General features: G+C 73.2%; 9 protein-coding genes and 1 pseudogene. 6 read left to right on the forward strand and 4 right to left on the reverse strand.

Annotated elements, in window-relative coordinates; all coding sequences use genetic code 11:
• The first annotated feature begins 5 nt into the window (after nt 1-5).
• Genes ACTOQ3_RS36230 through ACTOQ3_RS36240 form a run of 3 tightly spaced genes read left to right on the forward strand, consistent with a single transcriptional unit; the run spans nt 6 to nt 4,041 of the window.
• A complete protein-coding gene (locus ACTOQ3_RS36230) occupies nt 6-917 on the forward strand; it encodes a radical SAM protein (protein WP_440087999.1) in 912 nt (303 codons plus the stop codon).
• A complete protein-coding gene (locus ACTOQ3_RS36235; RefSeq protein ID WP_440088001.1) occupies nt 914-2,215 on the forward strand; it encodes a polysaccharide pyruvyl transferase family protein in 1,302 nt (433 codons plus the stop codon). Before ACTOQ3_RS36230 ends, ACTOQ3_RS36235 begins: the two co-directional genes overlap by 4 nt.
• Nucleotides 2,212-4,041, forward strand: a complete 1,830-nt coding sequence (locus tag ACTOQ3_RS36240) for a B12-binding domain-containing radical SAM protein (protein WP_440088003.1) — start codon at nt 2,212-2,214, stop codon at nt 4,039-4,041. Before ACTOQ3_RS36235 ends, ACTOQ3_RS36240 begins: the two co-directional genes overlap by 4 nt.
• Here ACTOQ3_RS36240 and ACTOQ3_RS36245 read toward each other — a convergent pair.
• The 4 genes and pseudogenes from ACTOQ3_RS36245 to ACTOQ3_RS36260 all read right to left on the reverse strand — a co-directional run.
• On the reverse strand, nt 3,952-6,789 hold the full coding sequence (locus tag ACTOQ3_RS36245) for a helix-turn-helix transcriptional regulator (RefSeq protein WP_440088004.1): 2,838 nt from the start codon (nt 6,787-6,789) through the stop codon (nt 3,952-3,954). The two genes, ACTOQ3_RS36240 and ACTOQ3_RS36245, sit on opposite strands and share 90 nt — an antisense overlap.
• A 2-nt stretch (nt 6,790-6,791) precedes the next feature.
• Nucleotides 6,792-7,649, reverse strand: a complete 858-nt coding sequence (locus ACTOQ3_RS36250) for an ABC transporter permease (RefSeq protein WP_440088006.1) — start codon at nt 7,647-7,649, stop codon at nt 6,792-6,794.
• 106 nt (nt 7,650-7,755) lie between these two features.
• The gene (locus ACTOQ3_RS36255) at nt 7,756-8,709 is read right to left on the reverse strand and encodes an ABC transporter ATP-binding protein (RefSeq protein ID WP_440088007.1); all 954 of its coding nucleotides are present in this window, start codon (nt 8,707-8,709) and stop codon (nt 7,756-7,758) included.
• 245 nt (nt 8,710-8,954) lie between these two features.
• Nucleotides 8,955-10,118 (reverse strand): annotated as a pseudogene (locus tag ACTOQ3_RS36260) (RNA-guided endonuclease InsQ/TnpB family protein); the annotation flags it as partial.
• 134 nt (nt 10,119-10,252) lie between these two features.
• On the opposite strand from ACTOQ3_RS36260, the gene ACTOQ3_RS36265 reads away from it, so the two are divergent.
• Genes ACTOQ3_RS36265 through ACTOQ3_RS36275 form a run of 3 tightly spaced genes read left to right on the forward strand, consistent with a single transcriptional unit; the run spans nt 10,253 to nt 12,289 of the window.
• Nucleotides 10,253-10,921, forward strand: coding sequence for an iron-containing redox enzyme family protein (locus ACTOQ3_RS36265; protein WP_440088009.1), 669 nt, complete (start codon nt 10,253-10,255; stop codon nt 10,919-10,921).
• Complete coding sequence (locus ACTOQ3_RS36270) at nt 10,921-12,111, forward strand: radical SAM protein (RefSeq protein WP_440088095.1); 1,191 nt, start codon at nt 10,921-10,923, stop codon at nt 12,109-12,111. Before ACTOQ3_RS36265 ends, ACTOQ3_RS36270 begins: the two co-directional genes overlap by 1 nt.
• Nucleotides 12,101-12,289 (forward strand): aroma-sacti cluster domain-containing protein, encoded by a 189-nt coding sequence (locus ACTOQ3_RS36275; RefSeq protein ID WP_440088010.1) that lies wholly within the window; start codon nt 12,101-12,103, stop codon nt 12,287-12,289. The genes ACTOQ3_RS36270 and ACTOQ3_RS36275 overlap by 11 nt, the downstream gene beginning before the upstream one ends.
• Nucleotides 12,290-12,297: the final 8 nt, after the last annotated feature.

A 12,297-nucleotide genomic window follows, 5' to 3' on the forward strand; every position in this document is an offset into this window, starting at 1 on the left:
TGGACATGAAACAGCTGAGCATGCACGTGACCGACCTGTGCAACGAGAAGTGCGGCTTCTGCGTCGTGGGATCGCCACTGGCGAAGTCCGACAGCGTGGAGTACGAGGACCTGATCCGCTTCCTCGTCGAGAACTCCGGCCAGGACTACACGTCGGTGAACCTGCACGGCGGGGAGCCGACGATCCACCCCCGCCTGTTCGACCTGCTGCGCACGATCAGGCTGCTGGAGTACCCGCGCGTGGAGATCCAGACCAACGCGCGGCGCCTGAAGGACCCGGAGTTCACCCAGCGTCTCGCCGACAACGGGGTGGAGCTGTTCGTGGTCTCGCTGCACGGCTCCACCTCGGTCGTCCAGGACTGCCTGACGCAGACGCCGGGCGGGTTCGACGAGACGATCGAGGGCATCCGCAACGCCAAGCGGTCGGGCGTCGCGGTGCGGACCAACACCGTCATCACCCGGCTCAACATGGGCCGGCTGATGGACATCTGCCGGCTCTGCGTCGACCTGGGGGTCGACCACGTCAACATCTCCAACCTGCACCCGGTGGGCAGCGGCTTCTTCGCCCTGGACATGCAGGCGCCCACGGTCGCCGAGACCCGGACGCACCTGCTGCCGGTGATCGAGATGATGCTCGCGTCGCCGGCGCGGCTGACGCTGGAGGGCTTCCCGCTGTGCGTGGTCGCGCCGCACGAGGAGCTGGCCATCGAGGACGGGACGCGCTCGATCCGGATGATGTACCAGGGCAGTGTCGTGGACGACTACGACGCGTTCATGGACGACGAGATGCGCTCGTACGGGCCGCCCTGCGACGGCTGCCCGCTGCGGGCGCGGTGCGGCGGCGTCTACAACGAATACTCCGAGCGACGCGGCTGGGAAGAGTTCGGTCTGCGCCGGCCGTCCCCCATCGGCGGGTGACCGGGGTGTCCCGGCGGATCGCGATCTGGGCGGGCGGCAGCCTGCCCAACGTCGGCGACCGGCTGCTGGCGGCGGTGACCGAGGCCCAGCTGTCACGCCGCCTGCCGGACGCCACCTTCCGGCACTTCTGCCCGTGGAGCACCGGGAGCGGCCCCGCGCCGCTCCGGGTGGACCGGGACGGGCGCTGGCCCGGCGCGGGTTCGTTCGACGCCGTCGTGATGGCGGGCGGCCTGTGGAGCGGCCCGCCGTTCCGGCACCCGATCATGCAGGTGTTCTGCCTGGGACCCGACCCGGGGGCGTTCGATCCGGGCGTGTGGGTCGCCTGGCACGGCGTGGGCCTGCAGGACGGCACCCCGGCGCCCGCGCGTGACGACTGGCGCGGCTACCTGGGGGCGGTCCGGGAGCGGATCGACCACCTGACCGTGCGCAGCGAGGCCGCGGCCCGGCGGATGGACGCCGCGACCGGCGTGCCGGGCACGACGGTCGTCCCCGACCCGGCCTTCGCTCTGGAGCCGCTGGAGCCGCCGCCGCCCCGGGCCGCCGGAACCGGGCGGCGCCGCCGTCCGCTGATCGGTGTCGCCGTCGGCGCCCCGGGGGTGACCTCGCAGCTGGTCACCCACCTCGTCGGCCGCAACCTCGCCGCGCGCGGCGCGGCCGACCCTGCGCTGTGCGTGCCGCCGGAGCAGGTCATGGCCGAGGCGTCGGGACCCGGGGAGCGCGCCGCGGCGCTGGGATTCGTGACGGAGCTGGGCCTCACCCTGATCGAGCTGGCCTCCTTCGCCGACATCGAGTTCATCACGGTGCCCAACATCTACGGCGACGAGGAGGCCGGTGCCAGGTTCGCCCGGGCGGTGCCGCGCGCCCGCGTCCGGGAGCTCCGCCTCCCCGGCGTCTCCGACGGCGGCGGCGTGTCCGGCGCGTCCACCGGGGCCGGCGAGCTCACCGAGGCCTTCGCCCGCTGCGACCTCGTCCTCGTCTCCCGCTACCACAGCGCGATCCTCGCGCTGCGCGGCGCGACCCCGTTCGTGGCGGTCGATCCCTTCTGGAGCCGCCGCAACGGCACGAGCAAGCTGCACGAGCTCACCGCCGAGCTGGGCATGGCGCACCGCTACTGGACGCACCACGGCACGCATCCCACCGAGGACCTCCTCGGGATCGTGGAGCGCGCGCTGGACGACGACCCGATCGAGGCGGCCGCCTACCGGGACACGCACGCGCGGGCGACGGCCGCCTTCGACCGGCTCGCCGAGGGACTGCGCTCCGCCCGGCCGAGAGTGACACTGGGGAGATCGTCATGACCCTGAAGGCCGTACTCGTCTACTCCAACGACGACGGGTTCTCGCTGGGGGTGGAGCTGATCCGGGCGGCCGTGGCCGACCGGGTCTCCCCGTCGGAGGTCGAGCACCGGGTCTGGTTCCACGAGGACGTGGGCAGCCTGGCCGAGGACTACCTGGGGCACTACAACGCGTTCATGGCGCGGCTGTTCGACTACCGGCCGGACGTGATCTCCTTCTCCGCGTTCGTGTGGAACCACGACGAGTTCACCCGGATGGGGCGCATCGTCAAGCGGCACCTGCCGGACTGCCGCGTCGTGTGGGGCGGCGCCCAGGCCAACTCCCGGCGGATGGCCGCCCACCTGCTGCGCGAGTACCCGTGGCTGGACCTGGTGCTGCGCGGCGAGGCCGAGGAGGCGTACCCGCGGCTGCTGGAGACCCTGGCGCGGGACGGCGACCTGGGCGCGGTGGCGGGCGTCACCCGGCGGGACAGCGGCGAGCCCGTGCACAACGACGACCCGCCCGACGTCGACCTGGGCGCGCTGCCGCTGGTCTTCACCGCGGACAGGCTCCCCCTGGAGCCGATCCTGCGGCGCAGGCCCGACGCGGTCCTGGCGTACGAGACGGGCCGGGGGTGCCGGCAGAAGTGCAAGTTCTGCCTCTACAGCGCTCCCAAGCTCCGCGCGTTCCCCATGGAGCGGATCGAGCGCGAGCTGGCCTACCTGCTGGACGGGGGCATCCCCTACCTGCGGATGTGCGACGCGCACCTGGGCATCTCACGGCACCGGGCCATGGAGATCTTCGAGATCGTCGCCGAGCACAACCGGGGGACGGTGGTGGACGTCTACCCGGACGTCAAGCACGTCGACCTCGACTACGTGCGGGCGATGAACCGCGCAGGGTGCCGCGTGATCACCCTTGGCATCCAGTCGTCGGACGCCGACACCCTGCAACTGGCGGCCCGCAGGTTCGACCGGGGACGGTTCGCCCAGGCCGCCTCCCTCATCCGCCGCCACCACAACCACGCCCTGGCCGCGGACATCATCATCGGCATGCCGGGCGACAACGCGGACAAGGTTCGCGACAGCGTACGGTTCGCCTACGAGAGCGGCGTGGAGAAGGTGCACTTCGCACCGTTGATGGCCTTCCCGGGGACCGACTTCTTCGAGTACGCGGAGCAGTACGGAATCGAGTTCCTCGACTTCCAGCCGCCGCTCGTCGTCCGGTCGCGTGGTTTCAGCGCCGAGGACTACCAGCGGGCGATGGTCTTCGCCGGGCGGGTCGAGGCGCTCCAGGACGCCGCGCCCACGCTGCTGCGCTGCCTCATCGCGGTCCCGGGCTGCGACGTCGCGGCCTGGGCCGAGCGCCTCGACCTGGGCTCGGGTGCCGACCCGGTGCCGCGCGTCGAGGAGGCGGACCTGCCGCCCGAGGTGCGGAGCCTGCTGCTCGACGGGCTCGCCTGGGACGCCGCGGTCCGTGCCCAGCGGGCGACGACGGCGCAGGACCCGCCGGGGCTCACCGACGACGCGCTCGTCGAGGGCGTCACGCCGGACGCCGTCCACTGGGCGGACCACCCCGTCCACCTGCTGCTGCGCGACTTCACGCTGACCTTCGACGCGCTGGCCCGCGAGCGACAGGGCTACCTGTTCCCCCGGGGCGGCGCCGTGGGCTACCCGCTGGGCGGGCCGCTGCTGGCGGCCTTCGAGGCGGCGGCCCCGGGGATCACGGTCGGCGAGTGGCGGGACAAGACGCGGGCGGGCTCAGCCACCGAGCTGACCCGTGAGGTATGTGACTCCGCCTTCAGGATCCTGCACGCCACCGGGGTCGTCACGCTGCGCGGGGAGGATTGAGTCTTGGCCGGGGTCCCAGCCGGGGTCCCGGCCGCGCAGGGATCTGGCCCGCGAGTCGTACTCGCGGGCCAGATCCCTGCGCGAGGACAGGCCCAGCTTGGCGAACACGCTGGACAGCTGGGCCTGCACCGTGCGGGGCGACACGAACAGCTTCGCGCCGATCTCGCGGTTGGTCATCCCGCCGGACGCCAGCAGGGCCACCTGGCGCTCGGCCCTGGTCAGGGCCGCCCAGCCGACCCCCTCCCTCCGCGGCCCCCGGCCCCGCCCCGCGTAGGTGACGGCCTGTCCGACGTCCAGTCCGGTGCCTTCCTCCCACAGGGCGGCGAACCCGCCGGCGCCCAGCGCGGCCCGCACCCCGGCCAGGTCCGCCTCGTGCTGCGGCGCCACCGCCGGGGGCCGCGACAGCCCCAGCCGGTCGCGCAGCGACTGGGCCGCGCCGAACAGCCTGGCGGCGTGCTCGTGGCGGCGGTGCCCGGCCGCGAGCCCGGCCATGGCCTCCAGCGAGTCGGCCGTCTGGGCGCGCAGCCCCATGGCGGCTCCGGTCCGCAGCGCCGCGTGGTGCGCGGAGGCGGCACGGGACGGATCGTCGCGCCGGGTGACGCTGCCGAGGGTGAACAGGCAGCGCCAGGCGAGCGGACGGTCGTCGGTCTCCCGGGCGCGCGCCATGGCCTCCTCGGCGAAGGTGAGGGCCGCGGAGGCCGCGGAGGCACCGCCGGAGCCCAGGATCGCGGTGCCCAGCCCGGCCAGCCCCATGGCCGCCAGCCGGGCGGCGGTCCGCTCGCCCACCTCGACGACCTCCGAGAACACCTCCCGCGCCGCCTCGTACTCGCCGACGTCGAGCAGCATCCTGCCGAGCGTGTCGAGGCAGTCCCCGAGCAGCGGCGGGGAGTCCGCGGAGCGGGCGATGCGGACCGCCTCGGCGAGCCGCTCCCTGGCCGGTCCGTAGTGGCCGCGACAGGCGGCCACCTCCCCCAGCCCCCTGAGCACCGCGGCCCTCCCCCAGACGTCGCCCATCCGGTCGGCGGCGGCCAGACTCTGGCCGAGCGCGCTCTCGGCCTCCGCGTACGCGCCCTGGTAGACGGCCACCTGCGCCAGGGCGAGCAGGCCCATCTCCAGGTTCAGTTCCGAGCCGCGCCTGCGGCCGACGGCGACGCACCGCTCCAGGGCCGCGCGGGCCCCGGCGAGGTCGCCGGAGGCGAGAAGGGCGCGGCCGAGCAGGAAGAGGGGCACGCCGCTCCACGCGTGGCCCATCGGGGCCGTGCCCCGGGCGGCGAGCTCGGTGAGGGTGCGGCCCGCCGACGCGGGCTCGCCCATCGTCCGCAGGCCCGCCAGCACCGCCAACGCCCGCGTCTGCCCGGCCTCGTCCCCCAGCTCGCGGAACATGGCCAGCGCCCGGCGGCAGGCGTCCGTGGCGTCGGCGTACTCGCCCAGGGCGCAGGAGAGCACCGCGCCGCTCAGCTCCGCGGCGGCCAGCACCTCCGCGCGGACCACGCCGCCCGCGGAGACCAGCGAGGCGATCCAGCCGCGCCCCTCGCGCGGGCGGCCCCGCAGGATCCAGTACGTCTCCAGCGCGCTCGCCAGCCGCGCCCCGACCGTCGTCGGTCCTCCGGACACGCACCAGCGCAGCACCGCCCGCATGTTGGCGTAGGCGGCCTCGACGCGTTCCAGGTGCGGCGCGGCGGCGCCCGTGGCGAGCGCCTCCGCCGCCCGCTCGGCCAGTGCCGCGTAGTACTCGGCGTGGCGCGCCCGCACGGTCTCGGTCTCGTCTCCGGCACGCAGTTCCTGCCGGGCGTAGGCGCGCACGACCCGCAGCAGCCGGTAGCGGGTCACGGCGCCACCGGTGTCGCACTCGACGAGGGACCTGGACACGAGCATGGCCAGCAGGTCGACGACGGCGTCCGGCCCGATGCCCGCGCCCGCGCAGACCCCCTCCACATCGTCGATGACGAACCCGTCCTCGAACACCGCGAGCCTGCGCAGCAGCAGCCGCTCGCCGCCGGGCAGCATCTCGTGGCTCCAGCCGATCGCCGCCTCCAGCGACCTGTGCCGGGGATGGGCGGTGCGGTTCCCTCCGGCCAGCAGCCGGAGCGGGTCGTCGAGCCGCTCGGCGATCTGCGCCGGCGACAGCATGACGGAGCGGGCCGCGGCCAGCTCGACGGCCAGCGGCAGGCCGTCGAGGCGGCGGCAGATCTCCCGCACCGCGTCCGCGGTCTCCGGGGTGGCGGGCCGCCCCTGCGCGGCGGCGCGCTCGGCGAACAGGCGGGCGGACAGCACCCCGTCCAGCGGGGCGAGGCGGCAGGTCACCTCGCCGGGGACGCCCAGCGGCTCCCTGCTCGTGGCCAGCACGCCGAGCCCCGGGTGGGTGCCGAGCAGCTCCGGGACGACCACGGCGCACCGGTCGGCGACCCGTTCGCAGGTGTCGAGCACGAGCAGCGAGGGCCCCTCGCCGGGGACGACGCCGAGATCCGCGAGGCCGGAGCCTCCGGGACCGCCCGCGAGGCCGGGGCCGGGGGGAACCGGGACGACCTGGCCGTCGAAACCGGCGGCCAGGTCGCGGAACCAGACGCCGCCGGGATAGGCGTCGGCCCAGGCGCGGGTGTACGCGTGTGCCATCCGGGTCTTGCCGACCCCCGGAGCGCCGGTGAGCGTGACCAGCCGCGCCGAACCGAGCAGGTCGCGCAGGCCGGCGAGTTCGGCGTCGCGGCCGACGAGGTCGCCGGACCAGTCCCGGGGCAGGTCGCCGCCCACCGCTAGGCCACCAGACGCCGGGAGAACGACCGCAGCGACAGCGCCCCCGTGGTGAGCGTTCCCGCGGCGAGGACGGCCAGGGCGACCACCTCGGGCATGTGCGGGACGGCGGGACTCAGCGCGCCGCGCAGCGCCTCGCTCACGTAGACGAGCGGGTTCGCCAGGACGGCCGTCTGCAGCCACGGGATCGCCTCCAGGGCCGCCCAGGGATAGTACACGCAGCCGAGCATCATGAGCGGGACGATGAAGATCGCGAACAGGGTGCTGAGCTGCTGGGGCGGGAGCAGCGTGCCGATGAGCAGGCCGATGCAGGCCGTGAGGAGGGACGACAGCACCAGGACCGCGACCAGCAGCGGCCAGCGCCCGAAGTCGATGTTCGGGGCCTCTCCCGGCGCGTGCACGAAAAGCACCGCGAGGAAGACCACCACCGCCGCGATCATTCCCTGGATCGCGCCCGCGACGATCTTCTCGACGCCGACGACCCAGACGGGGATCGGGGCCAGCGCCCTGTCGTCGATCTCCTTGGTGTACGAGAGCTCCATGACCAGCGGGGTCGTCACGGCGAAGATGCCCTGGAGCACGATGCCCGAGGCGACCAGGCCGGGGACCAGGATCGTGGCGAACGTCTCCGCGCGCCCGTCCGCGGAGAGCCCCTGGCCCGCCCCGTACCCGATCCGCGGCAGGACCACGGCGAAGACGAAGATGAACAGGACGGGCTGTACCACGGTTCGGGCCATGAAGGAGCGCAGGTCCCGCCGCAGCACCCGCAGGTCGCGGGCGAGCAGCGCGCCGAAGGTGCGCGCGTAGTGGCGTGACGCGGCCGGGGGCGCGGCCGGGGGCGCGATGGTCGATGCCGTCATCGAATCTCCTTGAGCGTGGAGACCCCGGGCCTTGGCCCCGGGGCGGAACCGCGGCGCGGTGGCCGCGTAGTTCGGGTGGTTCGGAAGGTCTTCCGCGAGGAGGCGGTCAATCCCGGTACTCCCGCCCGGTCAGGGCGAGGAACACGGTTTCGAGGCTGGGCCGGACGACCCGGACGTCGGCCAGCGCCAGCCCGGCGTCCTGGCCCATGCTCACCAGGAGGGCCAGAACGCCCTCCGGGGCCGGGGTGAAGACGCGCAGCCGGTTGTCGGCGACCTCGGCGCCCGCGACGCCCGCCAGCCGCCCGGCCTGCGCGACGATCTTCTCCGGGTCGCCGTCGTAGGTCAGGGTCAGCACGGTCCGCAGGCTGGTGGACGTCTTGAGCTCGGAGAGCGTCCCGCAGGCCAGGACCGTCCCGTGGTCGACGATCGCGACCCTGTCGCAGAGCTCCTCGGCCTCCTCCATGTAGTGGGTCGACAGGACGACCGTCTGGCCCCCGTCGCGGATCTCCCGCAGGATGTCCCAGAGGTTCACCCGGGTCTGGGGGTCCAGGCCCGAGGTGGGCTCGTCGAGGAAGAGGATGTCCGGCCGGTGCATCAGCGCCCGCGCGATCATGATGCGCTGCGCCTGGCCGCCCGACATCTCGGTGACCTTGGACCCGGCGCGGGAGCCCAGGCCGAACCGCTCCAGCAGTTCGGCCGCCCGCCGCCTGGCCTCCCGCGCGGGCAGCCCGGCGTAGCGGCCGCGGAACTCCAGGTTCTCGCCCGCGGTGAGCTGCCGGTCGAGGTTGTTGTACTGGGCCACGACACCGATGCAGCGCTTGACCGCGATGGGGTCGCGCACCACGTCCGCGCCCGCCACCCTGGCCGCGCCGCCCGTCGGGGCGATCCTGGTGGTGAGCATCCCGATCGTCGTCGTCTTTCCCGCCCCGTTGGGCCCGAGGAGGCCGAACAGCTCGCCCCTTCGCACCCGCAGGGTGAGTCCGGCCACCGCCTCGGTCACCCTGGACGAGCTCACGTAGGTCTTGCGCAGTTCGCTGGTCTCGACCGCGACGTCCGCCATGTCCGGCTCCCTCTTCGGCACGTGGCGCCCAGTGTGGGAGCGCCCGGTTAAGGCGCGCCTTGACGATGGTTGGAATCCGGTTTGAGACGTCGCGCCACCCCTGTCCAGGGTGGATATCAGGCATTTCCATACCGGGTTCCAACCGTTATCCAACCGGCCGAGCCGACACTTCGTTCAGACGACGGGAGCTCGTTGACTTCCTCCCTCTTGCAAACGAGGGGGATTCCCACGATCGCCCGTGAGAGTTCCTGCTTCATCGCCGGTCGCCCGCCAGAGAGGACTCTGTGAGGTCTTACACCAGCTCCACAGGCGTTTCACCTCTCCGCCAGCCCGGCGGCGAGGATGTTCTTCGCAGCGTTGACGTCCCGGTCGTGGATGGCGCCGCAGGCGCACACCCAGTCCCGGACGCCCAACGGCATGGACTGCTGGATGGTGCCGCACGCCGAGCACAGCTTCGACGAGGGAAACCAGCGGTCGACGACGACCAGCTCCCGCCCGTACCAGGCTGCTTTGTACTCCAGCATGGTGCGCATCTGGCGCCAGGAGGCATCCGAGATGGCGCGGGCCAGGCTGTGGTTCCTCACCAGGTTGCGCACGGCGAGGTCTTCGATCACGACCGCTTGGTTCTCACGGACGAGACGCGTGGTGACCTTGTGCAGATGGTCGCGGCGGCGATCACTGATGCGGGCATGAACGCGGGCGACCGCGAGTTTGGCCTTGGCGCGGTTGGCCGAGCCCTTCTCCTTGCGGGCGAGGTTGCGCTGAGCCCTGGCGAGTTTGCGCCGGTCGGATCGCTCATGCCGAGGATTGGCGATCTTCTCTCCGGTGGAGAGCGTCACCAACGCCGTGATCCCCGCGTCAACGCCAACCGTGCCGGTCGTCGGGGTGAGCGGCCGGATCGTGTCCTCGCAGAGGATGGAGACGAACCAGCGGTCCGCCGCGCCCTTGGTCACCGTCACCGTGGATGGATGCGCCCCCTCGGGAAGGGGACGCGACCACACGATGTTCAGTGGATCGTCCATCTTCGCCAGCGTGAGCCGACCATCCCGGTAGGTGAACGCCGAGCGGGTGTACTCGGCGCTGTGCCGGGACTTCTTGCGGGACTTGAACGTCGGATACCTCGCGCGCTTGGCGAAGAAGTTCGCGAACGCCGCCTGCAGGTGCCGCAGCGCCTGTTGCAACGGGACCGACGACACCTCGTTCAGAAAGAGGAATTCCTTGGTCTTCTTCCACGCTGTCAGCGCGGCCGACGACTGCGCATAGGAGACCTTCCGGCCTTCCAGCATGTAAGCGCGGGTGCGGTCTTCGAGGGCTTTGTTGTAAACCAGGCGGACGCAGCCGAACGTGCGAGACAGCTCCGCCACCTGCTCGTTCGTCGGGCAGAAGCGGAACCTGAACGCCCGCTTCACGATCTGCGCCGCGCCTCATACTCTGCCGCAAGATCAGGTGACTGTGGGCGTGTATTCGATTTCGGCCCTGTGCAGCACAGTGGCGCGTTTCCTCTCTGGCCTGAAGTCCGGGGTCTCCGCGCTGGAGGTATCCGATGACACCCAGCATCACCTTGCGGGCGAAGATCGACCTGACCGGTCCGGCGCTCCGGAGCGCGGGGAGCTCGCTGTGGCGGGCTCCCGACCCGCGACGGCGCTACCGCGACTACCTGTGCGCGATGCACATGGTCATCAGGGCGTCGGTGCCGCTGTTGCGGGTCGCGGCGGCCAGGTCCGCGGAGCTGGGCGAGACGGAGCTGGCCGGATATCTGGACCGGCACGCGGAGGAGGAGGCCGGCCACGACGACTGGCTGCTGGAGGACCTGGCGCTGATCGACCCCTCTGCGGAGGACGCGCTGCGCGGCACGCCGCCCCCGTCGGTGGCCGGGCTCGTCGGGGCCCAGTACTACTGGGTGCTGCACCACCACCCCGTCGCCCTGCTCGGGTACATCGCGGTGCTCGAGGGCGAGGCCCCCTCCCCCGCGCTGCTCGAACACATCGAGCGGAGTACGGGACACCCCCGGGCGGCGTTCCGCACGCTGTGGCGGCACGCCGCGCTGGACCCCGGGCACCGTGAGGACCTCGACCGGATGCTCGACGGCCTGCCGGCGGTGCGGGAGCGGCAGGACGCCGTCGGGACCAGCGCCCTGCACACCGTGCGCGCGGCGGCCGAGCTGCTGCGCGAGCTGGCCGGCGAGCCCGCCGAGGTGCTCTCGTGCACCTGATGGACATCCTGGCGCTGCGCCCCGTACCCGCCGCCGCGGTGCTCATGGCGATCACGCGGCGGTGCCCGCTGCGCTGCCGCCACTGCTCGACCGGCTCGCTGCCCGCCTCCGAGGAACACCCCGGGAAGATCTTCCAGCGCTTCGCCGGGACGTTCGCGCCGGGGGACGGGCCTCGGCTGGTCATGCTCACCGGGGGCGAGCCGCTGCTCCGGCCCCGCCTGGCCCGTTCGCTGGCCGAGACCGCCGCCCGCGGCGGTGCCCGCACGATGATCCTGTCGGGCATGTTCTTCGCCCCCCGGGTGCCCCCCGCCTCCGGCGAGGCGGTCCGGATCCCTCCCGCGATCGACGCGGCGATCGACGCGGCCGACCACTTCTCCGCCAGCCTGGACGCCTTCCACGAGGAGCAGGTGCCCCGGGAGAGCGTCTTCGCGGTCATGCGGGCGCTGCTGGCGCGGGGCAAGGACCTCAGCTTCCACGTCACGGGGACCGGGCCGGGCGACCCCTACCTGCGCGACGTCACCGCGGCGATCCGGCGGGAGTTCGGCGACCGGGTGCCGATGCTGGTGGGCCGGGTGGGGCCCGTCGGCCGGGCCCGCACCGCCGCGCTCGCCATACCCTCGCTGTCCTCGCTCCCCACGGCGACGGGGAGCGAGGCCGTGCCCGGCCCACCGGCCGGGACCGCCTCGCGCACGGCGCCCGCCGGGGCCGCCGGAGCGGTGACGGCCCCGGAAGCCGGCCCGCCCGCCGGAACCGCAACCGCCGGGAGCGCGCTGCCGTGCGCGATGGCCGCCTGGCCGACCGTCGGGTTCGACGGGACGATCACCGCGTGCTGCAACCAGGACGTCGTCGACCACCGTCCCGTCCCCCGTCACCTGCGCCTGGGACACGCGGGCACCGACGACTGGGGCACGGTCAGGCGGCGCTGCCTGGAGTCCGGCGTGCTGCGCGCCCTGAGAACGTACGGTCCGCTCTGGCTGGCCGGCGCCCCGCCGGAGCGGGGGTACTGCGAGACCTGCCGGAAGCTGGACGTGCCGCCCCCCGCCCCGACGCCCGCCGCCGCCTTCATGGAGCGGCAGGTCCGCGACCTGCAGCTGGCCGGCGGCGGCACGGGGTTCGCCAGGCGGTACGGATGCCCTCCCTACGACGACCTCGTGTCACTCGGCCACCCTGAGAGGGACCATGACTTTTGACCCTGTTCACGAACTGGCCCGCGCGGGGATCGACCTCACTCTCGTCAGCCCTGAGCAGCGCGAGGTCGTCCTCGCGCTGAGCGAGGCCGAGGTCGCTCTCCTGGCCTCCATCCACGAGCGGCTGAGGGACAGCGCCCCCGAGGTCGAGGCCCACATCGTCGGCGGACTCCTGTTCTGATCGGGGAC

Origin of the sequence: Streptosporangium sp. LJ11 (assembly GCF_051918945.1) — a bacterium.
Taxonomy (GTDB): domain Bacteria; phylum Actinomycetota; class Actinomycetes; order Streptosporangiales; family Streptosporangiaceae; genus Streptosporangium.

Coding starts and splice junctions, on each gene's coding strand:
- ACTOQ3_RS36250 (WP_440088006.1), bottom strand. CDS start 7,649: ATGACGGCATCGACCATCGCGCCCCCGGCCGCGCCCCCGGCCGCGTCA.
- ACTOQ3_RS36275 (WP_440088010.1), top strand. CDS start 12,101: ATGACTTTTGACCCTGTTCACGAACTGGCCCGCGCGGGGATCGACCTC.
- ACTOQ3_RS36265 (WP_440088009.1), top strand. CDS start 10,253: ATGACACCCAGCATCACCTTGCGGGCGAAGATCGACCTGACCGGTCCG.
- ACTOQ3_RS36230 (WP_440087999.1), top strand. CDS start 6: ATGAAACAGCTGAGCATGCACGTGACCGACCTGTGCAACGAGAAGTGC.
- ACTOQ3_RS36270 (WP_440088095.1), top strand. CDS start 10,921: ATGGACATCCTGGCGCTGCGCCCCGTACCCGCCGCCGCGGTGCTCATG.
- ACTOQ3_RS36240 (WP_440088003.1), top strand. CDS start 2,212: ATGACCCTGAAGGCCGTACTCGTCTACTCCAACGACGACGGGTTCTCG.
- ACTOQ3_RS36255 (WP_440088007.1), bottom strand. CDS start 8,709: ATGGCGGACGTCGCGGTCGAGACCAGCGAACTGCGCAAGACCTACGTG.